At 59.2% G+C, this 23,428-nt stretch carries 23 protein-coding genes and 1 rRNA gene; 9 read left to right on the plus strand and 15 right to left on the minus strand.

Annotated elements, in window-relative coordinates; translation table 11 throughout:
* Positions 1-66 precede the first annotated feature (66 nt).
* Positions 67-1,603: ribosomal RNA gene (locus tag AB3G88_RS25515) — 16S ribosomal RNA — on the minus strand.
* 496 nt (positions 1,604-2,099) lie between these two features.
* Complete coding sequence (tyrS, locus tag AB3G88_RS25520; protein ID WP_112192556.1) at positions 2,100-3,299, minus strand: tyrosine--tRNA ligase; 1,200 nt, start codon at positions 3,297-3,299, stop codon at positions 2,100-2,102.
* A gap of 209 nt (positions 3,300-3,508) precedes the next feature.
* Between tyrS and AB3G88_RS25525 the strand changes: the two genes are divergently transcribed.
* Both AB3G88_RS25525 and AB3G88_RS25530 read left to right on the plus strand, forming a co-directional pair.
* Positions 3,509-4,927: a peptidoglycan DD-metalloendopeptidase family protein gene (locus tag AB3G88_RS25525; RefSeq protein ID WP_400528990.1), complete on the plus strand. Its 1,419-nt coding sequence runs from the start codon at positions 3,509-3,511 to the stop codon at positions 4,925-4,927.
* A 3-nt stretch (positions 4,928-4,930) separates the two neighbouring features.
* Positions 4,931-6,022 (plus strand): anhydro-N-acetylmuramic acid kinase, encoded by a 1,092-nt coding sequence (locus AB3G88_RS25530; protein WP_099585643.1) that lies wholly within the window; start codon positions 4,931-4,933, stop codon positions 6,020-6,022.
* Between the two features lie 67 nt (positions 6,023-6,089).
* On the opposite strand, the gene erpA is transcribed toward AB3G88_RS25530, so the two are convergent.
* Both erpA and argC read right to left on the minus strand, forming a co-directional pair.
* Positions 6,090-6,440, minus strand: a complete 351-nt coding sequence (gene erpA / locus AB3G88_RS25535; RefSeq protein WP_003176443.1) for an iron-sulfur cluster insertion protein ErpA — start codon at positions 6,438-6,440, stop codon at positions 6,090-6,092.
* 165 nt (positions 6,441-6,605) lie between these two features.
* Complete coding sequence (gene argC, locus AB3G88_RS25540) at positions 6,606-7,640, minus strand: N-acetyl-gamma-glutamyl-phosphate reductase (RefSeq protein ID WP_480452170.1); 1,035 nt, start codon at positions 7,638-7,640, stop codon at positions 6,606-6,608.
* A gap of 134 nt (positions 7,641-7,774) precedes the next feature.
* Here argC and hemJ point away from each other — a divergent pair, with 134 nt between their 5' ends.
* From hemJ to coq7, 6 genes are all read left to right on the plus strand, one after another.
* Entirely contained in the window at positions 7,775-8,203 is a 429-nt protein-coding gene (gene hemJ / locus AB3G88_RS25545) for a protoporphyrinogen oxidase HemJ (RefSeq protein WP_480452172.1), read from the plus strand.
* A 24-nt stretch (positions 8,204-8,227) separates the two neighbouring features.
* Positions 8,228-9,190 carry an NAD(P)H-dependent flavin oxidoreductase gene (locus AB3G88_RS25550; protein WP_099585645.1) on the plus strand — a complete coding sequence of 321 codons (963 nt, stop codon included), beginning with the start codon at positions 8,228-8,230 and terminating at the stop codon, positions 9,188-9,190.
* A 69-nt stretch (positions 9,191-9,259) separates the two neighbouring features.
* The gene (locus AB3G88_RS25555; protein ID WP_099585646.1) at positions 9,260-10,225 is read left to right on the plus strand and encodes a DUF805 domain-containing protein; all 966 of its coding nucleotides are present in this window, start codon (positions 9,260-9,262) and stop codon (positions 10,223-10,225) included.
* A gap of 60 nt (positions 10,226-10,285) precedes the next feature.
* Positions 10,286-11,074, plus strand: a complete 789-nt coding sequence (locus AB3G88_RS25560; RefSeq protein WP_250926545.1) for an SDR family NAD(P)-dependent oxidoreductase — start codon at positions 10,286-10,288, stop codon at positions 11,072-11,074.
* A 46-nt stretch (positions 11,075-11,120) separates the two neighbouring features.
* Positions 11,121-11,459 (plus strand): histidine triad nucleotide-binding protein, encoded by a 339-nt coding sequence (locus tag AB3G88_RS25565; protein ID WP_099585648.1) that lies wholly within the window; start codon positions 11,121-11,123, stop codon positions 11,457-11,459.
* 116 nt (positions 11,460-11,575) lie between these two features.
* A complete protein-coding gene (coq7, locus tag AB3G88_RS25570; RefSeq protein ID WP_017138087.1) occupies positions 11,576-12,223 on the plus strand; it encodes a 2-polyprenyl-3-methyl-6-methoxy-1,4-benzoquinone monooxygenase in 648 nt (215 codons plus the stop codon).
* Between the two features lie 61 nt (positions 12,224-12,284).
* Here coq7 and AB3G88_RS25575 read toward each other — a convergent pair whose 3' ends face one another.
* Positions 12,285-12,707, minus strand: coding sequence for an OsmC family protein (locus AB3G88_RS25575; protein ID WP_020295492.1), 423 nt, complete (start codon positions 12,705-12,707; stop codon positions 12,285-12,287).
* A 245-nt stretch (positions 12,708-12,952) separates the two neighbouring features.
* Here AB3G88_RS25575 and crp point away from each other — a divergent pair, with 245 nt between their 5' ends.
* A complete protein-coding gene (crp, locus tag AB3G88_RS25580) occupies positions 12,953-13,597 on the plus strand; it encodes a cAMP-activated global transcriptional regulator CRP (protein WP_099585649.1) in 645 nt (214 codons plus the stop codon).
* Here crp and AB3G88_RS25585 read toward each other — a convergent pair.
* The 10 genes from AB3G88_RS25585 to AB3G88_RS25630 all read right to left on the minus strand — a co-directional run bounded on the left by AB3G88_RS25585 (position 13,594) and on the right by AB3G88_RS25630 (position 23,421).
* Entirely contained in the window at positions 13,594-14,289 is a 696-nt protein-coding gene (locus AB3G88_RS25585) for a lipoate--protein ligase family protein (protein ID WP_480452177.1), read from the minus strand. The genes crp and AB3G88_RS25585 overlap by 4 nt on opposite strands.
* Positions 14,290-14,433: 144 nt before the next feature.
* Entirely contained in the window at positions 14,434-15,270 is an 837-nt protein-coding gene (trpC, locus tag AB3G88_RS25590) for an indole-3-glycerol phosphate synthase TrpC (RefSeq protein ID WP_099585651.1), read from the minus strand.
* On the minus strand, positions 15,267-16,316 hold the full coding sequence (gene trpD, locus AB3G88_RS25595) for an anthranilate phosphoribosyltransferase (RefSeq protein WP_099585652.1): 1,050 nt from the start codon (positions 16,314-16,316) through the stop codon (positions 15,267-15,269). Before trpD ends, trpC begins: the two co-directional genes overlap by 4 nt.
* Before the next feature lie 9 nt (positions 16,317-16,325).
* A complete protein-coding gene (locus AB3G88_RS25600; protein WP_099585653.1) occupies positions 16,326-16,919 on the minus strand; it encodes an aminodeoxychorismate/anthranilate synthase component II in 594 nt (197 codons plus the stop codon).
* Between the two features lie 10 nt (positions 16,920-16,929).
* The gene (trpE, locus tag AB3G88_RS25605) at positions 16,930-18,411 is read right to left on the minus strand and encodes an anthranilate synthase component I (protein ID WP_191946859.1); all 1,482 of its coding nucleotides are present in this window, start codon (positions 18,409-18,411) and stop codon (positions 16,930-16,932) included.
* Between the two features lie 70 nt (positions 18,412-18,481).
* Positions 18,482-19,300 (minus strand): phosphoglycolate phosphatase, encoded by an 819-nt coding sequence (locus AB3G88_RS25610; RefSeq protein ID WP_112192563.1) that lies wholly within the window; start codon positions 19,298-19,300, stop codon positions 18,482-18,484.
* On the minus strand, positions 19,297-19,971 hold the full coding sequence (rpe, locus tag AB3G88_RS25615) for a ribulose-phosphate 3-epimerase (protein ID WP_032883842.1): 675 nt from the start codon (positions 19,969-19,971) through the stop codon (positions 19,297-19,299). The genes AB3G88_RS25610 and rpe overlap by 4 nt, the downstream gene beginning before the upstream one ends.
* Positions 19,972-20,055: 84 nt before the next feature.
* The gene (locus tag AB3G88_RS25620; RefSeq protein WP_191959391.1) at positions 20,056-21,204 is read right to left on the minus strand and encodes an iron-containing alcohol dehydrogenase; all 1,149 of its coding nucleotides are present in this window, start codon (positions 21,202-21,204) and stop codon (positions 20,056-20,058) included.
* Positions 21,205-21,357: 153 nt separating this feature from the next.
* Complete coding sequence (locus AB3G88_RS25625; RefSeq protein ID WP_017739612.1) at positions 21,358-22,182, minus strand: ABC transporter permease; 825 nt, start codon at positions 22,180-22,182, stop codon at positions 21,358-21,360.
* Between the two features lie 12 nt (positions 22,183-22,194).
* Positions 22,195-23,421 carry an ABC transporter permease gene (locus AB3G88_RS25630; RefSeq protein ID WP_099585657.1) on the minus strand — a complete coding sequence of 409 codons (1,227 nt, stop codon included), beginning with the start codon at positions 23,419-23,421 and terminating at the stop codon, positions 22,195-22,197.
* Positions 23,422-23,428 lie beyond the last annotated feature (7 nt).

Genomic DNA, 23,428 nt, shown 5'->3' on the forward strand with positions numbered 1-23,428 from the left:
TTATCGTCTTCTTCAATGAATCAAGCAATTCGTGTGGGAACTTATGGAGCAGCTGATGTCGTCGATTAAGGAGGTGATCCAGCCGCAGGTTCCCCTACGGCTACCTTGTTACGACTTCACCCCAGTCATGAATCACACCGTGGTAACCGTCCTCCCGAAGGTTAGACTAGCTACTTCTGGTGCAACCCACTCCCATGGTGTGACGGGCGGTGTGTACAAGGCCCGGGAACGTATTCACCGCGACATTCTGATTCGCGATTACTAGCGATTCCGACTTCACGCAGTCGAGTTGCAGACTGCGATCCGGACTACGATCGGTTTTATGGGATTAGCTCCACCTCGCGGCTTGGCAACCCTCTGTACCGACCATTGTAGCACGTGTGTAGCCCAGGCCGTAAGGGCCATGATGACTTGACGTCATCCCCACCTTCCTCCGGTTTGTCACCGGCAGTCTCCTTAGAGTGCCCACCATTACGTGCTGGTAACTAAGGACAAGGGTTGCGCTCGTTACGGGACTTAACCCAACATCTCACGACACGAGCTGACGACAGCCATGCAGCACCTGTCTCAATGTTCCCGAAGGCACCAATCTATCTCTAGAAAGTTCATTGGATGTCAAGGCCTGGTAAGGTTCTTCGCGTTGCTTCGAATTAAACCACATGCTCCACCGCTTGTGCGGGCCCCCGTCAATTCATTTGAGTTTTAACCTTGCGGCCGTACTCCCCAGGCGGTCAACTTAATGCGTTAGCTGCGCCACTAAGAGCTCAAGGCTCCCAACGGCTAGTTGACATCGTTTACGGCGTGGACTACCAGGGTATCTAATCCTGTTTGCTCCCCACGCTTTCGCACCTCAGTGTCAGTATCAGTCCAGGTGGTCGCCTTCGCCACTGGTGTTCCTTCCTATATCTACGCATTTCACCGCTACACAGGAAATTCCACCACCCTCTACCATACTCTAGTCAGTCAGTTTTGAATGCAGTTCCCAGGTTGAGCCCGGGGATTTCACATCCAACTTAACAAACCACCTACGCGCGCTTTACGCCCAGTAATTCCGATTAACGCTTGCACCCTCTGTATTACCGCGGCTGCTGGCACAGAGTTAGCCGGTGCTTATTCTGTCGGTAACGTCAAAACAATCACGTATTAGGTAACTGCCCTTCCTCCCAACTTAAAGTGCTTTACAATCCGAAGACCTTCTTCACACACGCGGCATGGCTGGATCAGGCTTTCGCCCATTGTCCAATATTCCCCACTGCTGCCTCCCGTAGGAGTCTGGACCGTGTCTCAGTTCCAGTGTGACTGATCATCCTCTCAGACCAGTTACGGATCGTCGCCTTGGTGAGCCATTACCCCACCAACTAGCTAATCCGACCTAGGCTCATCTGATAGCGCAAGGCCCGAAGGTCCCCTGCTTTCTCCCGTAGGACGTATGCGGTATTAGCGTCCGTTTCCGAACGTTATCCCCCACTACCAGGCAGATTCCTAGGCATTACTCACCCGTCCGCCGCTCTCAAGAGAAGCAAGCTTCTCTCTACCGCTCGACTTGCATGTGTTAGGCCTGCCGCCAGCGTTCAATCTGAGCCATGATCAAACTCTTCAGTTCAAACATCTTTGGGTTTTTAAGAAACCCTAAACTTGGCTCAGCAATCGTTGGTTACATCTTTGATTTCTCGCGGAGTAACTTGTGATGCTGATAATCTTGCTGACTATCAGTCTGACTCCACAAGCACCCACACGAATTGCTTGATTCAGTTGTTAAAGAGCGGTTGGTTAAGATCTTTCGTCTCAACCGAGGCGCGCATTCTACAGCAGCCTCATTTGCTGTCAAGTGATTATTTTCAGAAGCTTTCGAAGATTTCTTCAACAACTTCAACCACTTGCGCTTCAGATCTCTCATCAGCGGGAGGCGAATTCTACAGCGTTACACGCTGCTGTCAACACCTCTTTTTCAACTTCCTTTTGGCTTCGATGAACTGAAGCAACCTGCTGCCGAAAACTGCGTAACTCATTGTTCACCAAGGAGTTTTCCGTTTCGACTGCGCCGGAAGTGGGGCGAATTATAGACAGATATAATTCGCCGTCAACCCTTAACTTCAACCTTATTCGGATTTGAGCGTAATACGCGCAAACGCCTTCTTCCCCGCCTGGCAAACATGGGTCGCGCCCAGCTCGTATATAAAGGTGCGATCTACCACTTCACCATCTATACGCACACCACCAGAATTCAGAAGGTCGCGCGCTACGGCCGAGTTCTTGACCAGGCCTGCCTTATTAAGGACAGCAGCAATAGGCATAGCCTCGCCAGCAGTCAGCTCGACCTCAGGCAAATCATCCGGCAGTTCGCCATCCTTCATACGATTACCCGCTGCACGGTGAGCACTGGCCGCAGCCTCCTCACCATGGAAACGCGCAACAATCTCTTCGGCCAGCTTGATCTTCACATCACGCGGGTTGGCGCCAGCCTCGACATCTGCACGCAACGCATTGATCTCATCCATGGAGCGGAAGCTCAGTAGCTCGAAGTAACGCCACATCAGCGCATCAGGAATGGAGACCAGCTTGCCGTACATCACACCCGGCGCCTCCTGGATACCCACATAGTTACCCAGGGACTTGGACATCTTCTTGACGCCGTCCAACCCTTCCAGCAGCGGCATGGTCAGAATGCACTGCGCCTCCTGCCCATACGCACGCTGAAGCTCACGCCCCATCAGCAGATTGAACTTCTGATCGGTCCCACCCAGCTCCACGTCGGCACGCAATGCCACCGAGTCATAGCCCTGGACCAGCGGATACAGGAACTCATGAATAGCGATCGGCTGATTGGTGGAGTAGCGCTTATCGAAATCGTCGCGCTCAAGCATCCGCGCAACAGTGTACTGGGAGGTCAGGCGAATGAAGTCCGCAGGCCCCATCTGGTCCATCCAGGTGGAGTTGAACGCTACTTCGGTCTTGGCCGGATCAAGGATCTTGAACACCTGAGTCTTGTAGGTCTCGGCATTGTCGAGAACCTGCTCGCGGGTCAGGGGCGGGCGCGTCGCACTCTTGCCACTCGGATCGCCGATCATCCCGGTGAAGTCACCTATAAGGAAGATGACCTGATGCCCCAACTCCTGGAACTGACGCAGCTTATTAATAAGCACGGTGTGACCAAGGTGCAGATCCGGCGCCGTCGGATCGAAGCCAGCCTTAATACGCAGGGGCTGGCCACGCTTGAGCTTTTCGATCAGCTCGGACTCGACCAACAGTTCTTCCGCACCACGTTTTATCAGCGCTAGCTGCTCTTCAACCGACTTCATAACAGACCCGCAAGGCTCAGATTCAAAAGGGAACCAACCATACAAGATCAGGGACTAATTACAAGTTTTGCCCTGCGCACGGACACCGTTCAGCAAGCCCAGCGTTCGCGAGCTTGCGCCACAGATGATTTGGTTATATTTTATACAGTTATTTCATCTTCATCATGTCATTCATCTTTTCCATTTCATCTTCAAAGTCAAAATTACCTATGACCACTGAACCGTCTAAAGCGCCGCCGCTTTACCCGAAGACCCACCTGCTCGCTGCAAGTGGTATCGCCGCCCTTCTTAGCCTGGCACTCCTGGTATTTCCTTCCAGTGACGTAGAAGCCAAACGAACATCCCTGAGCCTTGACTTGGAGAGTCCAGTTGAACAACTGACACAAGATCAAGACGCTTCCGACGCTCAACAAGCCACAAATGCCCCGTCTGAATCGCCGTTCGCGCAGATAGAAAACACGCCCGAAGAAACCCAACAGGCCGCTAAGGAAACGCAAAAGCCCCTCGCAGACGCTGCCAAGAATCCTCAGCACCGCGAAGTGATCGTCGCAAAAGGCGATACGCTTTCGACCCTTTTCGAGAAAGTTGGCCTTCCCGCTTCCGCCGTAAACGACGTGCTGGCGAGCGACAAACAAGCCAAGCAGTTCACCCAACTGAAACACGGCCAGAAGCTTGAGTTCGAACTGACGCCCGACGGCCAGTTGAACAACCTGCACAGTAATGTCAGCGACCTCGAAAGCATTTCCCTGACCAAAGGCGCCAAAGGCTTCGCCTTCAATCGCATCACCGCCAAACCGGTGATGCGCTCCGCCTACGTTCACGGCGTGATCAACAGTTCACTGTCGCAATCCGCTGCCCGCGCCGGGTTGTCCCATAGCATGACCATGGACATGGCCAGCGTATTTGGCTACGACATCGACTTCGCTCAAGACATCCGCCAGGGTGACGAATTCGACGTAATCTACGAGCAAAAAGTCGCCAACGGCAAAGTGGTCGGCACAGGCAACATCCTCTCCGCACGCTTCACCAACCGCGGCAAGACCTACACCGCCGTGCGTTACACCAATAAACAAGGCAACAGCAGCTACTACACCGCCGATGGCAATAGCATGCGCAAGGCCTTCATCCGCACCCCGGTGGACTTCGCTCGCATTAGCTCGCGTTTCTCGATGGGTCGCAAGCATCCAATTCTGAACAAAATCCGCGCCCACAAAGGCGTCGACTATGCCGCCCCACGCGGTACGCCGATCAAGGCTGCGGGTGATGGCAAGGTCCTGCTGGCCGGCCGTCGCGGTGGTTACGGCAACACCGTGATCATCCAGCACGGCAACACTTACCGTACCTTGTATGGCCACATGCAAGGCTTCGCCAAGGGCGTGAAGACGGGCGGCAACGTGAAGCAGGGCCAAGTGATCGGTTATATCGGCACCACTGGCCTCTCTACCGGACCGCACTTGCACTACGAGTTCCAGGTCAACGGCGTACACGTCGATCCATTGGGTCAGAAACTACCGATGGCCGACCCAATTGCCAAAGCAGAGCGTGCGCGCTTCATGCAACAAAGCCAGCCGCTGATGGCACGCATGGACCAAGAGCGGTCCACCCTGCTGGCTTCGGCGAAGCGTTAAGCCATGCCGCTCTATATAGGCGTGATGTCCGGGACCAGCCTGGATGGCCTGGACATCGCTCTGGTTGAACAGGGCGCGGCAGTCAATCTGATCGCCACGCACTACACACCGATGCCTGACGCCCTGCGCGCAGAGCTGCTGAGCCTGTGCGCCAGCGGCCCGGATGAGATTGCCCGCTCAGCGATCGCCCAGCAGCACTGGGTTACCCTCGCAGCCCAAGGCATTCGTACGCTGCTCGAACAGCAAAACCTCAAGCCTCGGGACATCCGCGCGATCGGCAGCCATGGCCAGACCATCCGCCACGAACCCGCCCGGGGCTTTACCGTGCAGATCGGCAACCCAGCCCTGCTCACCGAGCTGACGGGCATCACCGTGGTAAGCGACTTCCGCAGCCGCGATGTCGCCGCCGGTGGCCAGGGCGCGCCGCTCGTACCCGCGTTTCATGAAGCATTGTTTGGCGAAAGCACCGGCAATCGTGCGGTACTGAACGTAGGCGGTTTCAGCAACCTCAGCCTGATTGAGACCGGCAAGCCCGTAGCCGGCTTCGACTGCGGCCCGGGCAATGTCTTGCTTGATGCCTGGATTCATCTACAACGCGGCGAACACTTTGATCGCGACGGCCAGTGGGCAGCCAGCGGCAAAGTAGAACCTCAGTTGCTCAACGCACTGCTCAGCGATCCCTTCTTCCTGACCAAAGGCCCAAAAAGCACCGGCCGCGAAGTGTTCAACCTGGGATGGCTGCAACAGCACCTGAGCCGCCTACCAGCCTTCGCCCCACAAGATGTACAGGCGAGCCTGCTGGAATTGACCGCTCTGACCATCGTCGAGTCCCTGCAATCGGCACAACCGCAGACAGAAACGCTCTTGATCTGTGGTGGCGGCGCACATAACACCGCCATGATGAAGCGACTGGCTGCCCTGCTGCCATCTACTCAGGTCAGCAGCACCGCCACTTACGGCGTAGACCCTGACTGGGTCGAAGCCATGGCCTTCGCCTGGCTGGCCCATTGCTGCCTGGAAAGCATTGCCGCCAACCGACCCAGCGTCACTGGCGCACGCGGATTGCGGGTGTTGGGCGCGATCTATCCCGCCTGAATCCCAGACAGCAAAACGCCGCTTGGCCCATGAAAGCCAAGCGGCGTTTTTTTGCATCCACTCTCGATCAGATCGAGAACGAAGACCCACAACCGCAGGTAGTGGTGGCATTAGGGTTCTTGATCACGAAACGCGAACCCTCCAGACCTTCCTGATAATCCACCTCGGCGCCTGCCAAGTACTGGAAACTCATCGGGTCGACAACCAGGCTCACGCCCTCGCGCTCAACGATGGTGTCATCGTCAGCCACATCTTCATCGAAGGTAAAGCCGTACTGAAACCCTGAACAACCGCCGCCCGTAACGAATACGCGCAGCTTCAAGCGATCATTACCCTCTTCATCGACCAGGCTCTTCACCTTGTGCGCAGCACCGTGGGTGAATTGCAAAGCCGTGGGGGTGAAGGATTCAACGCTCATGCTGATAATCTCCCGGCGTAGCGCCGCCATATGCGTAATGGCGGGCATTATCCGCTTCTCCTAGAAAATCGGTCAACTATTGTTACGGTATATCAATGTTCTTCGCCGCCATTAGAAACACAAAAGGCCCGTTCGACGGGCCTTTTGCCTAGCCGCTAAACCGCCTTAAGGCAGCATGCCTGCGTGGGACAAACCCAACTTCTCGTCCAGTCCGAACAGGATGTTCATGTTCTGCACCGCCTGGCCCGACGCGCCTTTGACCAAGTTATCGATCACCGACAGCACCACGACCAGATCACCATCCTGCGGACGATGCACCGCAATCCGGCACACATTGGCGCCGCGCACGCTGCGGGTTTCCGGGTGGCTGCCCGCTGGCATTACGTCGACGAACGGCTCATTGGCGTAGCGCTTTTCAAACAACGCCTGCAGGTCTACCGAACGGTCAACCACGGTTGCGTAAAGCGTGGAGTGAATACCACGGATCATCGGCGTCAGGTGCGGCACGAAGGTCAGGCCCACGTCCTTACCGGCAGCACGACGCAGGCCCTGGCGGATTTCCGGCAAATGACGATGCCCTTTTACCGCGTAGGCCTTCATGCTTTCCGACGTCTCGGAGTACAAAGAACCTACCGCCGCACCACGGCCTGCACCGCTGACGCCGGACTTGCAGTCTGCGATCAGGCGCGAAGCATCCGCCAGCCCAGCTTCAAGCAACGGCAGGAAGCCCAGTTGCGTCGCGGTTGGGTAGCAACCCGGCACCGCAATCAGGCGCGCCTGCTTGATCTGCTCACGATTGACTTCCGGCAGGCCGTACACCGCCTCTTCCAACAACTGAGGCGCGCCGTGTGGCTGACCATACCATTTGGCCCATTCATCGGCATCCTGCAGACGGAAGTCCGCCGACAGGTCGATCACCTTGGTGCCAGCCCCTAGCAACTCACCTGCCAGCGCATGGGCAACACCATGAGGCGTGGCAAAGAACACCACGTCGCAGGCGCCAAGGGTCTTGATGTCCGGAACGCTGAACGCCAGGCCGTCGTAGTGGCCTCGCAGGTTCGGGTACATATCGGCCACGGCCAGGCCAGCCTCGGATCGGGAGGTAATGACCACCACCTCAGCTTGCGGATGCTGAGCCAACAGACGCAGCAATTCGACACCGGTGTAACCCGTGCCGCCGACGATACCGACCTTGACCATAAACCTGCCCTCAACGAACCACTGGAAAGCCGTCGATAATAGGGGCCGTATCGTCCTGCGACAACCGTCAACGTGACGTATGGACGTATGAGCCACTACTATCTCGGCTACCGTGAACCTGGGAATAACTAGAAATGCTCTATCTATGGATCAAAGCCCTCCACATCGTCAGCATCGTCTGCTGGTTTGCAGCGCTGTTCTACCTGCCGCGCCTGTTCGTCTACCACGCCCAAAGCGAAGACACGGTGAGCAAGGAACGTTTCAGCATCATGGAGCGCAAGCTGTACCGCGGCATCATGGGGCCGGCGATGATCGCCAGCCTGGTATTCGGTGCCTGGCTGATCTACCTCAACCCAAGCATCTTTCAGTCCGGCGGCTGGATCCACGCCAAGCTGACCCTGGTCGTGCTGTTGATCGGCTATCACCACATGTGCGGCGCGCAGGTAAAACGCTTCGCCCGTGGCGAAAACACCCGCAGCCATGTCTTTTATCGCTGGTTCAATGAAGTACCGGTTCTGATATTGCTGGCTATCGTAATTTTGGTCGTGGTCAAACCGTTCTAACTTCAATTACTCGGGGTACCTCCAATGTCGCTGCCCGCTCTGCTTGAACAACGTCTGCGCCTGCCCGTGGTGGTGGCGCCGATGTTCCTGATTTCCAACCCGCAACTGGTCCTGGCCTGCTGTCGCAATGGTGTGGTCGGGAGCTTTCCCGCGCTTAACCAGCGCGAGAGCAGTGGCTTCAAGGCCTGGCTGGAGGAAATTGAAGCGGGCCTGGCGCAACTGGATGACCCCGCTCCGTATGCCGTCAACCTGATCGTGCACAACAGCAACCCGCGCCTGGAGGCGGACCTGGCAATCTGCGTCGAGCACAAGGTGCCGATTGTGATAACCAGTTTGGGCGCGGTAAAAGAGCTGGTAGATGCCGTGCACAGCTATGGCGGCCTGGTGTTTCACGATGTCACTACCCGTCGCCATGCCGAAAAAGCCGCTGAGGCGGGTGTAGATGGCCTGATTGCCGTGGCTGCGGGTGCCGGCGGCCATGCCGGTACCTGGAGCCCGTTCTCACTGATTGCCGAGATTCGCCAGTTCTTCGACAAAACCCTGCTGCTGGCTGGGTGCCTCAATCACGGGCACCAGATCCTCGCCGCACAATTGCTGGGTGCGGACCTGGCGTATTTCGGCACGCGTTTTATCGGTACCACCGAAAGCCACGCCCCAGATGCCTATAAAGAGATGCTGCTCACATCGCGCGCCGCCGACATCGTGCACACTCCCGCAGTCTCCGGCGTTCCCGCTAGCTTTATGCGCCAAAGCCTGGAAAATGCCGGGTTCGACCTCGCTGCCCTGCAAGGCAAAGGCGAAGTCAACTTCGGTTCCAAGCTCAAGCCGCTGGGCGACGAAGCCAAGGCGTGGAAGACCGTATGGTCCGCCGGTCAAGGCGTCGGTGAGATTGATGATTTGCCCAGCGTCGATGAACTCGTTGCCCGCCTGGATGCCGAATACCGCAAGGCGCGCGAGCAGGCCGCACAATTGCGCTGGCCACGCTGACCCAACCGACAGGCCTGCCGATTGAGCGGGCCTGCACCTCCTACCTGAATAAGTGACAAGGAAGCCTGCATGAGCGACAACCGCTTCAAGATTGTGTTTGATGGAGCCTTGCTCCCGGGCGTCGAAAGCACCACGGCCAAGCTGAACCTGGCTGAGCTGTTCAAGAGCACCGTCGAGGACATCGAGAAACTCTTCACCGGTCGCCCGGTCGCACTCAAACGTGACCTGTCACGCCCCGATGCCGAAACCTACCTCACCGCGCTGAAAAATGCCGGCGTGGATGCACGCATCGAAGCTGAACAGCCCGTGGCCTTCAGCCTCGCCGAAACCCACGAGACAAGCTCTGGTGCGACAGACTTCGCTAGCCCAGCCGCTTCACCGTACGCGCCTCCGCGTTCTGCCGTGGGTGACAGCCTCCCGGAATACGCCACGCTGAAGATCTTCACGATCAATGGCCGTATTGGCCGCCTGCGGTATCTGGCCTGGACGCTGGTACTGACCGTCGCAATGCTCGTCGCAGCAGGCATCCTCAGTACTGTGGGCTTCGCCATCGCGACCGCGTCGCCGACGATAGCCATCATTGTTGGCTCGCTGCTCGGTTTCGCACTGTTCGTTGCGGTTATGGTCGTGAGTGTGCAAATCGGCGTGCAGCGCCTGCACGACCTCGGCTGGTCTGGCTGGCTGTACCTGCTTAACCTCGTGCCGCTGGTCAACAGCATTTTCCCGCTGTTGCTGCTGGTCGTGCCAGGTAACTCGGGGGCCAACCAGTACGGCGCGCCGCCACCGCGCAACTCCACTGCGGTGAAGGTCCTGGCGTCCCTGTGGCTGGCATTCATTCCGCTGATGCTCATCATCGTGGTGTCGCTGGGCATGAACGGCTACCTGGACCAACTCGAAACGAACGTGGACAGCAGCTACGAAAGCAGCTCCATCACCTCCGATGAAGACGCCGATCAAAGTGTCATCGTTGATGAAGAAGACGCCCAAAGTGCTGACGAAGCGGCCGAACCTGTAGACTCTGCTGAAGAACAGTAAAGAAACGCCCCCATCCGTGATGCCTCCATCATCGATGGGGGCGTTGAGATGGAGAAAGGCATGACCCGTTACGCTCTGATCACCGGTGCCTCCAGCGGCATTGGCCTGGCCTTGGCCGAAGCACTGGCCCGTCGCGGCCGCAGCTTGATTCTGGTGGCCCGCCAGCGTGATCAGTTGGAAAGCATTGCACTCGAATTGACTCAACGCTTCGGCGTCGAGGTGCTGTTTCGTGCCTGTGACCTGGGCGAGCCGCTGCGCTTGTCCGGGTTCCTGCTGGAGCTTGAAGAAGGCGAGCGGCAGATCGATTTGCTGGTCAACTGCGCCGGCATCGGCACCAGCGGGCCATTCCTGGCCCAGGACTGGATGACCGAACAAGACCTGATTGAAGTCAACGTCCTCGCCCTCACCCGCATGTGTCACGCCCTGGGCAATACCATGGCGTTGCAAGGCGGCGGGCAGATTCTCAACGTCGCATCGATTGCCGCCTTCCAACCCGGCCCGTGGATGAGCAGCTACTACGCCAGTAAAGCCTATGTGCTGCACTTCTCCGAGGGGTTACGTGAAGAACTGAAGACCTGTGGCATCAAGGTCTCGGTCCTTTGCCCCGGCCCTACGCGCACCGCATTTTTCGGCACGGCGCAAATGGACATCGCCAAACTCGATCGCAGCGAACAACTGATGAGCCCGGAAGAGGTCGCTCTCTACACCGTGCGCGCATTGGAAAAGAACAAAGCCATCATCATCCCTGGCCGCCGCAATCGCTGGCTGGCGTTCAGCCCACGTTTCAGCCCGCGCTGGCTGACTCGCAAGATCGCCGGTGCAATCAACAAAGCCTATTGCCCACGCTGACCGGCTGAGTACACTCCCCCTGCACTTTCATAATGGAGAAACAGCTGTGGATACTCTGTTCACCAAGATCATCAACAGAGAAATACCCGCGAAGATCATCTACGAAGATGATCAGGTCCTCGCCTTCCACGATATTGCCCCGCAGGCACCTGTACATTTTCTGGTGATCCCGAAGAAGCCGATCCGTACGCTCAATGACCTCACGCAAGACGACAAGGCACTGGCCGGGCACATCCTGTTCACCGCCCAGCGCCTGGCCCTTGAACTTGGCTGCGAGGATGGTTTCCGCGTCGTCATGAACTGCAATGAAAAGGGCGGCCAGACCGTCTATCACATCCATATGCATGTGCTGGGTCAGCGCCAGATGAACTGGCCGCCGGGCTGACAGGCCTCTGAAACGGATCGCAGCACGGTGCTGCGACCCCATGCCCTTGACTCAGCGCAAACGCTTCGCCCTCTCTTGCGGTAAACTGGCCGCCGAGATTCTTCCCGGAGGTCAGCATGACTACCCAACGTCACTACTCGCCGATTGATCGCCTGTTGCTGCAAGCCGACATGGCCATGCGCACGCTGCTGCCCTTCAGCGGCCAACCGTACCGTCCGTCGCCCGCCATTGTGCAGCCCGACGCGCAGATGAGTGAGACAGACACGCGTCATGTCGCCGGCTTGATGCGCATCAACCATACCGGCGAAGTCTGTGCCCAGGCGTTGTACCAAGGCCAGGCCCTGACCGCCAAGCTGCCGCAGGTACGCGCAGCCATGGAGCATGCGGCCGAGGAAGAAATCGACCACCTGGCCTGGTGCGAGCAACGCATTCGCCAACTGGGCAGCCACCCCAGCGTGCTCAACCCACTGTTTTACGGTTTGTCGTTCGGCATCGGCGCTGCTGCCGGGTTGATCAGCGACAAGGTCAGCCTGGGCTTTGTCGCCGCGACCGAACATCAAGTGTGCAAGCACCTGGATGAACACCTGGAACAACTGCCGGCCGAAGACGAAAAGTCCCGGGCCATTCTTGAGCAGATGCGTATCGATGAAGAACACCACGCTGAGAGCGCCCTGGATGCCGGCGGTTTCCGCTTCCCGGCGCCGGTGCGGTTCGGCATGAGCGTGCTGGCCAAGGTCATGACAAAAAGCACCTACCGTATCTGACCCAACCTGCAGCCGAAAAAAAGGGCGCTTTCAAAGCGCCCTTTTCTTTTGCCATTGGCGATCAACCCAACTCGACAATCTCGTAGTCGTGGGTAATGGCCACACCAGCCGCGCCGAGCATGATCGACGCCGAGCAGTACTTCTCTGCCGACAGTTCGATAGCACGTTTGACCTGGGCCTCCTTCAGCCCCCGGCCCTTCACCACGAAGTGCATATGGATCTTGGTGAACACCTTGGGATCTTCAGTGGCGCGCTCGGCTTCCAGGAACGCTTCGCAGCTTTCCACGGCCTGACGGGATTTTTTCAGGATACTGACCACGTCGAAGTTGCTGCAACCGCCCACGCCCAGCAGGAGCATTTCCATCGGACGTACGCCCAGGTTGCGGCCACCGGCTTCCGGCGGGCCATCCATGACCACTACATGGCCACTGCCCGACTCACCGAGGAACATGGCTTCGCCCGCCCATTGGATGCGTGCCTTCATCGCCCAGACTCCACTGCTAAAAAAGGGTCGCCAGCTTAGCACATGGCCCGAGCGCGGCAGCGTTTCCCGTCAATGTGATCAATAACAGGGCTTACTCGGTAAATTGGCTAATCGAGTCAGAATGTGTCTGTTAAGCTGGCGCCAAATGAGTGGCGTATTGCCACCCTTTATACAGCGTGTATCAATGCCGATACCGCTGAGTACAACAACTCCAACCACCTCGCGCTGCCTTTCGGGATACAACCATGGTTGCTCTGACGCCCATACCCAAGATCAAGAATCTCGACAAGCTGCTGATGCACTGCCAGCGCCGGCGCTACCCGGCCAAGCACAACATCATCTGCGCCGGCGAGCGCTCCGAAACGCTGTTCTTCATTATCAAAGGCTCCGTCACCATCCTGATCGAGGATGAAGACGGCCGCGAGATGATCATCGCCTACCTGAACACCGGGGATTTCTTCGGGGAGCTGGGGCTGTTTGAACAAGCGGGCAAGGAACAGGAGCGCAGCGCCTGGGTGCGGGCCAAGGTCGAGTGCGAAGTGGCCGAGATCAGTTACACCAAATTTCGCGAGCTGGCCCAACACGATCCCGACATTCTGTACGCCCTCAGCGGCCAGATCGCCCAACGCCTGCGCGACACGACGCGCAAAGTCGGCGACTTGGCATTCTTCGACGTCACCGGTCGCGTGGCCCGTTGCCTGCTGGAGCTGTGCAAACAGCCCGATGCAATGACACACCCGGACGGCATGCAGATCAAAGTTACACGCCAGGAAATCGGGCGCATTGTCGGCTGTTCACGGGAGATGGTCGGCCGTGTGCTCAAGGATCTGGAAGAGCGCAACCTGGTGCACGTCAAAGGCAAGACAATGGTGGTGTTCGGTACCCGCTAAACCGGCAGGAAGCTGGCCAGCATCTGACGGTACAAGGTATCCAACCGGCTGATGGCATCCGGCGCGGGGAACGCTTCGTGCAAGGCGATATGGCTGTCGGCACGAACCCGCTGGTCGAGGCCGCACGCCTGGTTGAAGCGGTTGACCGCCGCGATCAACGCTTCGCGATGGTTATCCAGCAGCAAAGCGCCGTGTACCAACCCCACCGGGCGGCCACCGCTTTGCCGCCAGCGCTGGGCAGTGCCGACCATTTTGCGGCCATCGAGATTGACGTTGTAGCGACCGTCGCAGAATGCCCCGTCGATCTCACCCACGGAAGCATTGCCGCCCAGCTCGGTCAGCACATCACAGATCGGCTGGCACAGACGCTGATAACCGGTTTCGATGCGGCCTTGATCACCTTCGCTGCGGGGCGGCGCGTACACCAGCGCAATATTGACCGTAGCACTCGACTGCGGCACCGGCTCACCGCCGGTTTCGCGCAGTAACACGGGCCAACCGGCATCGGCGGACACGCGACTGGCGACTTCGAAAGCGGGCAGTCGACTCAAGCGACGTGGCATCACCAATGCCTGATCGCTGGGCTGCCAAAACAGCAGCCCGTACTCCAACTCACCGGCGCAAACCGCACCCAACAAATCTTGCTCAGCAGCAAGGCCTGCTTCGACGGTCATCATCACGGGCTGAGTCATCAAATACCTATCTCTCTGGATAAACACAAAACCCAGTGTGGGAGGGGGCTTGCCCCCGATAGCGGAGTGTCAGCCGACTGCTTCATCAACTGACAGAATGCCATCGGGGGCAAGCCCCCTCCCACATTGTGATCGTATTTCACATCAATCGAGCGTGGAACCGCTGACCGCCACGCCACGTTCCGGGAAGAACAGGCGTTGCAGCTCTGCGCCCGGGTTCTCGGCACGCATAAAGGTTTCGCCCACCAGGAACGAGTACACGCCGCTGATTTCCATCAGCTCCACATCGGCGCGGTTGACGATGCCACTTTCGGTAATCACCAGGCGGTCACGCGGGATACGCGGCAGCAGGTCGAGGGTGTTTTCCAGGCTGACTTCGAAGGTATGCAGGTTACGGTTGTTGACCCCGACCAGCGGCGTGTCGAGGGTTTTCAACGCCCGCTCCAGCTCGTCGCCGTCGTGCACTTCCACCAGCACATCCAGGCCGACGCTTTTGGCTACAGCCGCGAGTTCGGCCATCTTCACGTCATCCAGTGCGGAAACGATCAGCAGCACGCAGTCGGCGCCCAAGGCACGGGCTTCGACGATCTGGTACGGGTCGACCATGAAGTCCTTGCGGATCACCGGCAACTTGCACGCCGCCCGGGCCTGTTGCAGGAACAAATCGGAACCCTGGAAATAATCAATGTCGGTCAGTACGGACAGGCATGTCGCCCCGCCCTTTTCATAGCTGACCGCGATTTCCGCTGGCACGAAGTGCTCGCGAATCACACCTTTGCTCGGCGAAGCCTTCTTGATCTCGGCGATCACCGCCGGGTGCTTGAGCTTGGCCTGGGCGATCAGCGCATCGGCAAATCCACGTGGTGCATCAGCGGCTTTCGCTTGGGCTTCCAGCTCAGCCAGGCTCACGCGGGCACGGCGCTCGGCGACTTCTTCGGCCTTGCGGGCGAGGATTTTTTCCAGAACAGTCGGAACACTCATCCTTCATTCTCCATCTTGAATACGGCGGTGAATGCTCCCAGTTCTTCAAGCTTCTCGCGAGCCAGACCGGTGTGCAGCGCATCGTGGGCCAATTCGACACCTTCCTTAAGACTATAGGCGTGGTCGGCCGCGTAAAGTGCCGCGCCAGCATTCAGGACAATCATTTCCGCAGCTTTTTGACCGTTCTCAGTCTTGCGCCGCCCCAGGGCATCACGGATCAGCTCCAGCGACGCCGCCGGGCTTTCCACCGCCAGGCCATGCAGGCTCTGACTCTTCATGCCCAGGTCTTCAGGCTCGACCCAGTATTCGGTGATCTGGTCATTCTTCAGTTCCGCCACAAAGGTCGGCGCGGCGAGGCTGAATTCATCCAGGCCATCTTTGGAATGCACCACCAGCACATGTTTGCTGCCCATGCGCTGCAGTACTTCAGCCAATGGTTTGCACAGCGCCTGGCTGAACACGCCCACCACCTGATGCTTCACACCGGCCGGATTCGTAAGCGGGCCGAGCATGTTGAACAGGGTGCGCAGGCCCAGGTCTTTACGCGGGCCGGCGGCGTGTTTCATCGCGCCGTGGTGGGACTGGGCAAACATAAAGCCGATGCCGACGTTGTCGATGCAACGCGCCACTTGCACCGGCGTCAGGTTCAGGTAGATCCCGGCCGCTTCCAGCAGGTCGGCACTGCCGCTCTTGCCGGACACCGCGCGGTTACCGTGTTTGGCCACGGTGCAACCGGCCGCCGCCACCACAAAGGAGGACGCGGTCGACACGTTGAAAATATTTGCACCATCGCCGCCGGTGCCGACCACGTCGACCACGCCATCGAGGGTCTTGAGCTCAACCTTGTCCGCCAGCTCGCGCATCACCGAGACGGCGCCGACGATCTCGTCGATGCTTTCGCTCTTCATGCGCATCGCCATCATGAACGCGCCGATCTGCGCGTCGGTGCATTGGCCGGTCATGATCTCGCGCATCACATCGCTCATTTCAGCGGTGCTCAGGTCCAGATGGCCGACGATACGGCTCAGGGCAGTCTTGATATCCATGGAAAGTCCTTAGCGCGTGCCGCCGCTCTGCTTGAGAAAGTTGGCGAACAGCTCGTGGCCCTGCTCGGTCAGGATCGATTCAGGGTGAAATTGCACCCCTTCGATGTTCAGTGTCTTGTGACGCAGGCCCATGATCTCATCGACCGAGCCGTCTTCCAGCTGGGTCCAGGCGGTCAGTTCCAGGCATTCGGGCAGGGTTTCACGCTTGACCACCAGCGAGTGGTAGCGGGTCACCGTCAAGGGATTGTTCAGGGCCTGGAATACGCCCAGCTCTTTGTGGAACACCGGGCTGGTCTTGCCGTGCATCACCTGGCGCGCACGCACCACGTCACCGCCAAAAGCCTGGCCGATGGATTGGTGGCCCAGGCATACGCCCAGGATCGGCAGTTTGCCAGCGAAATACTGGATGGCTTCAAGGGAGATGCCCGCCTCGGTCGGCGTGCACGGGCCTGGCGAAACCACGATGCGCTCGGGGTTCAGCGCCGCGATCTCGGCCACGGTCAGTTCGTCGTTGCGCACCACCTTGACCTCGGCACCCAACTCGCCCAGGTACTGCACAACGTTGTAAGTAAAGGAATCGTAGTTATCAATCATCAGCAACATGGGGCAAACCTCAGGAATTGGGGGTCTGTTCAGCCAGCGCAACAGCGCGGAACATCGCACGGCGCTTGTTCAGGGTTTCTTCCCATTCGAGGGCCGGCACCGAGTCGGCGACAATCCCGCCACCGGCCTGCACATGCAGCTCCCCGTCCTTGATCACTGCCGTGCGGATCGCAATGGCAGTGTCCATGTTGCCGTTCCAGGCGAAATACCCCACGGCGCCGCCGTAGACACCCCGCTTGACCGGTTCCAGTTCGTCGATGATTTCCATCGCGCGAATCTTCGGCGCGCCCGACAAGGTGCCCGCCGGCAGAATCGCTCGCAACGCATCCATTGCAGTCAAGCCAGCCTTCAGCTCGCCCGTGACGTTGGACACGATGTGCATAACATTGGAGTAACGCTCGATGACCATCTTCTCGGTGAGCTTCACCGAGCCGATTTCCGAGACGCGCCCGGTGTCGTTGCGGCCCAGGTCGATCAGCATCAAATGCTCGGCGATTTCCTTGTCGTCGCTGAGCAGGTCTTCTTCCAGCGCCAGATCGGCTTCTTCGGTCGCGCCACGTGGGCGCGTACCGGCGATCGGGCGCACGGTGATCAGGTTGTCTTCGACGCGCACCAGCACTTCGGGCGAACTGCCTACAACGTGGAAGTCGCCAAAGTTGAAGAAGTACATGTATGGCGTCGGGTTGAAGCAGCGCAGCGCACGGTACAGGTCGATGGGTGCAGCCTTGAAGTCGATGGACATGCGCTGCGACGGCACCACCTGCATGCAGTCACCGGCGAGGATGTATTCCTTGATGGTGTCGACGGCACGCTCGTAGTCATCCTGGGTAAAACTTGAGCGGAACAACGGATCGCTCGCCGGCGGGCGGCTGAGGTCCAGGCCGCGACGCGGGGTGATCGGCTGGCGCAGTTTTTCCAGCAGGGCTTGCAGGCTGGCCTGGCCTTGTTCGAACGCCTCTTCGCGGGACGGATCGGCCAGGACGATGGCGTGCATCTTGCCGGCGAGGTTGTCGAACACCACCACCGCGTCAGACACCATCAGCAGAATATCCGGCACGCCCAGCGGATCCGGGTTCGGGCATTTGCCCAGGCGTTTTTCCACATAGCGCACGCAGTCGTAGCCGAAATACCCGACCAACCCGCCATTGAAGCGCGGCAGGCCAGCAATGGTCGGCACGTTGTAGCGCGCCTTGAAGGTTTCGACAAAGGCCAGCGGGTCTTCCACGTCATGGCTTTCGATCTCGACGCCATCATGGGTGATGCTCACATGATGATCGTGTACCCGCATCACGGTGCGGCACGGCAGGCCGATGATCGAATAACGGCCCCATTTCTCACCGCCCTGTACCGATTCCAACAGATAGGAATTGGGCTCGTCGGCCAGTTTCAGGTAGATCGACAGCGGCGTGTCGAAGTCGGCCAGGGTTTCGCAGGCCAGGGGAATACGGTTATAGCCGGCAGCGGCCAAACGCAGGAATTCTTCGCGATTCATGAGGTGCCTCGTGGTGTGAGGGTCTAACAGTCAGGTATGCAAACGTGCCGCAGGGCGCGGCCAGGATCAGTCAGGCGCGCCAACGCCAGCGGGCCAGGGCCTTGATGACTTTCATCCAGAGTTTGCGAGTGACCACCACGATGGGATTTCCAGAAGGGGACGGATCGGTATCGGGCAACGTTATCTCAGCGCCCGCTCCCAAGCAACCGGGGATTAGCAGTCGCAGGTCATCAATCACCAGCGCTGGCGACTCTTCGGCAATCGGCCGGCCATGGTTATAGCCGTAGCTCAGGGCGACACACTGCACGCCCGCAGCTTTTGCCGCCTGCACATCCGTGCGCGAATCGCCGACAAACAACGACTGGGACGCCGGGATATTGGCCATTTTCATCACGAAAAACAGCGCCGCCGGGTCAGGTTTCTTCTGCGGCAAGGTATCGCCACCGATGATCCAGCGGAAATACCGGCCGATTTTCATCTGGTCCAACAGCGGCGCAACGAAACGCTCCGGCTTGTTGGTGATCAGGGCCATTTCCACGCCCTGCTTGTGCAGCCATTTGAGGGTGTCGCGCACGCCGGGATAAACCACGGTCAGTTCATGGCCGTCTTCATAGGCAGCATTGAACAGTTCCAGGGCATGCTCGGCCTCCACCTCATCGACGCCTTCGGGGTCGATGTTGTTGGCCAGGGCCCGGCGTACCAGCATATGCACGCCGTTACCTACCCAGTTACGCACGGATCCCAGACCCGCGGGCGGGCGTCCGAGTTTGAGCAGCATCTGGTCCACCGCCGCCGCCAAGTCAGGCACCGAATCGATCAACGTACCGTCCAGATCGAACATCACCAACCGTGGCAGTTTGCCGGGGAACAGCTGCTCAAAGCCGCTCATGGACGTGCCAGCGCCAGTTCTGCACGCATCTTGTCGATCACTTCCTGGTAGTTCGGCGCGTTGAAGATCGCCGAACCGGCCACGAACGTGTCGGCACCGGCCGCTGCGATTTCACGGATATTGTTGACGTTGACCCCACCGTCGATTTCCAGGCGGATATCACGGCCCGAGGCGTCGATCAGCGCGCGGGCTTCGCGCAGTTTGTCGAGGGTGCCGGGAATGAACTTCTGCCCGCCAAAGCCTGGGTTGACGCTCATCAGCAGCACCATGTCGACCTTGTCCATCACGTACTTGAGTACATCCAGCGGGGTCGCCGGGTTGAACACCAGGCCCGCCTTGCAGCCACCTTCGCGGATCAATTGCAGGGTGCGGTCGACGTGCAGCGAGGCTTCCGGATGAAAGGTGATGTAGGTCGCGCCGGCCTCAATGAAGTCGCCGATGATGCGATCCACCGGGCTGACCATCAGGTGCGCATCGATCGGCGCGGTGACGCCGTATTTGCGCAACGCCGCGCAGACCATCGGGCCGATGGTCAGGTTGGGCACGTAATGGTTGTCCATGACATCGAAGTGCACGAAGTCGGCACCGGCGGCCAACACGTTGTCCACTTCCTCACCCAGTCGGGCGAAATCGGCGGAGAGAATCGATGGGGCAATAACGAAGGGCTGCATGACGCACCTTTTCTGAGCTAAATCACGATGGCGCGCATTGTATACCTCATGCTTTGCTGCGCGCACCGTGACCTAGCTCAATGGCTAGTACGCGGCCCGGTAGATTTTCTCGATATCCGCCACGCTGAGCTTGCGCGGGTTGTTGCGCATCAGCCGTTCGATCCCGGCGGCTTCCGCCGCCATGGTCGCAATTGCGCTTTCGGGAATCCCGAAACTGTGAAGCCCGGCCGGGATCTCGACCGCAGCACACAGTCGCGTCATCGCCTCGACCGCCTGGTCGGCCGCGTCATTGGCACTCAACCCCGTGATGTTCACGCCCATGGCCTGGGCAATGTCCTGCATACGCTCGACACACGCGAGCTTGTTCCAGTGCATCACATAGGGCAGCAACAGCGCGTTACTTACGCCATGGGCAATGTTGAAGCGCCCACCCAGCGGATACGCCAACGCATGTACCGCGCCCACCCCGGCGTTGCCGAAAGCCATGCCGGCCATCAGGCTGGCAGTGGCCATGTCGTCGCGGGCCTGCAAGTTGGCCGGGTTGGCGTAGGCCTTGGGCAGCGCCTTGGCGATCAGCTTGATGGCGCCGATGGCCAAGGCGTCGGTGATCGGCGAAGCATTCAGCGACAGATAGGACTCGACTGCATGCACCAGCGCATCCACACCACTGGCAGCGGTGACGCTACGCGGGCAGGTCAGGGTCATTTGCGGGCTGATCAGCGCCACGTCCGGCAACAAGTAGTCGCTGACGATGCCCTTCTTGAGCTGCGCGGCCTTGTCGGAGAGGATCGCTACATTGGTCACCTCCGAGCCGGTGCCGGCCGTAGTCGGGATGGCGATCAGCGGCGGGCCCTTGCGCGGTACCTGGTCGACACCAAACAAGTCAGCCAGGGCGCCGTGGTAACCGGCGTAGGCGGCCACGCTTTTGGCGATGTCGATGGCGCTGCCGCCACCCAACCCGATCAAGCCGTCGTGGCCGCCGTCGCGGTAGGCCTGCATGCAGTCTTCGACAATGGCGATTTCCGGGTCGGGCAGCACGCGGTCGAAAATCTCATAGGGGCGGTCGCCCAAATGTTCGAGCGCCAACGCCACGGTGCCGGATTTGACCAGCACGGCGTCGGTCACGATCAGCGGGTTATCCACGTCCAGGCGCGTGAGTTCAAAGGCCAGTTGTTCGATGGCGCCAGCGCCGGTCAGGAGTTTGTGGGCGATCTTGAATGAGGAAATACTCATATGCGCGGCCTCTTATTCGGAAATGGGCTGGCACAAGAGTAGCTGACCGAAACAGGTTGTCTTCCATTCAGCAGCTGAATGGTCTTTGTGGTTCAACACACAACCCTTGTGGGAGTGGCAAAACCCCTCCCACACTTTGATCTGCGCTGCGCTTTAGACCTGGGCAGTACGCAGTTTCTCGCTACGGCCGCGCAGCCATTCCAGGGTCAGCAACAGCAACACCGAGAACGCAATCAACAAGGTCGCCGCTGCGGCAATGGTGGGGCTGAGGTTTTCGCGGATACCGCTGAACATCTGCCGTGGCAGGGTCGCTTGCTCCGGGCCGGCAAGGAACAGCGTCACCACCACCTCGTCGAACGAGGTCGCGAACGCAAACAGCGCCCCGGATATCACCCCCGGTGCAATCAACGGCAAGGTCACCCGACGAAACGCGGTGAGTGGCGAAGCCCCCAGACTGGCCGCCGCACGCACCAGATTGTGGTTGAACCCCTGCAATGTCGCCGACACCGTGATGATCACAAACGGCACGCCCAACACCGCGTGCACCACGATCAGCGAGAAGAAACTGTTACCCAAGCCCAGCGGCGCAAAGAACAGGTAGCTGGCCACGCCGATGATCACCACCGGCACCACCATCGGCGAAATCACCAAAGCCATCACCAGTGCCTTACCGGGGAAATTGCCACGGGTCAGGCCAATTGCCGCCAGGGTACCGAACACCATGGCCAATACCGTGGCTGCCGGGGCGACGATGATGCTGTTCTTCAGCGCACGCATCCACTCGGCCGAGGCGAAGAAATCCTGGTACCAGTGCAGCGAGAAGCCCTGCAACGGATACACCAGGAAACTGCCGCTGTTGAACGACAGCGGGATGATGACCAGCACCGGCAGGATCAGGAACAGCAGGATCAAGCCGCAGAGGATCCGCAAGCTGTAGAACCAAACCCGCTCAACGGGCGACATGTAAGGACTCAGCATCGCAAGGTCTCCTCAGCTCAGGCGCAGGCGGCTGGCGCCGACCAGACGGTTGTAGATCAGGTACAGCACCACGGTCGCCAGCAGCAGCAAGCCGCCCAACGCCGTCGCCATGCCCCAGTTGATGCTGGTGTTGGTGTAGAAGGCCACAAAGTAGCTGACCATCTGGTCGTTCGGGCTGCCCAGCAAGGCCGGGGTGATGTAGTAACCAATCGCCAGGATGAACACCAACAGGCAACCGGCGCCCACACCGGCGTAGGTCTGCGGGAAGTACACCCGCCAGAAGCTGGCAAACGGGTGGCAGCCCAGGGAAATAGCGGCACGCATGTAGGTCGGCGAGATGCCTTTCATCACGCTGTAGATCGGCAGGATCATGAACGGCAACAGAATGTGCACCATGGAGATGTAGACCCCGGTGCGGTTGAACACCAACTCCAGGGGCTTATCGATCAATCCCATGCCCATCAGCGCGCTGTTGATCAGGCCGCCGGACTGCAACAGCACGATCCACGCCGCCACTCGCACCAGGATCGAGGTCCAGAACGGCAGCAACACCAGGATCATCAGCAGGTTGCTTTTACGCGCCGGCAGGTTGGCCAGCAGATACGCCAGAGGATAGGCCAGCAACAGGCAGATCACGGTGATCACCAGGCCCATCCAGAAGGTGCGGGCGAAGATGTCCAGGTAGATCGCCTGGTCCGGGGTGGCCGGAGCCACTTCGCCGAGGTCGTCGATACGGTGATCCACGGCCGCCAGCAGATAGAACGGCGTCAGGCTGCTGGTATTGCGCCGGATCGCCTGCCAGTACGCCGGGTCGCCCCAGCGTTCGTCGAGGGTTTCCAGCGCTTCTTTATAAGAGGCCGGCGCTTCGGTAAACGGCAGCGCCCGCGCGGTTTTGGTCAGCAGGCTGCGATAGCCGGCCAGTTCCATGTTCAAGCGTTTGGACAGATCGCCCAGGGTCTGGTTTTTACGCGCCTCGCCCAAGTCCTCACTGAGGGCCTGGTACACCGGCTCGCCGGGCAGGCCACGGCCGTCCCAGGCAGTCACCGCCACCACGGTACGCGGCAAACCGCCCACCACTTCCGGGTTGCCGACGCTTTTAAACAACAGCGCGACGATCGGCACCAGGAACACCAGCAGCAAAAACAGCACCAGCGGCGCAATCAAGGCCTGGGCCTTCCAGCGATTGAGCCGCTCGGCACGCGCCAGGCGCTGCTTGAGGGTGGGGATGGCGATGGCCATGGCAGAC

The sequence above is a fragment of the Pseudomonas arvensis genome (assembly GCF_056688935.1).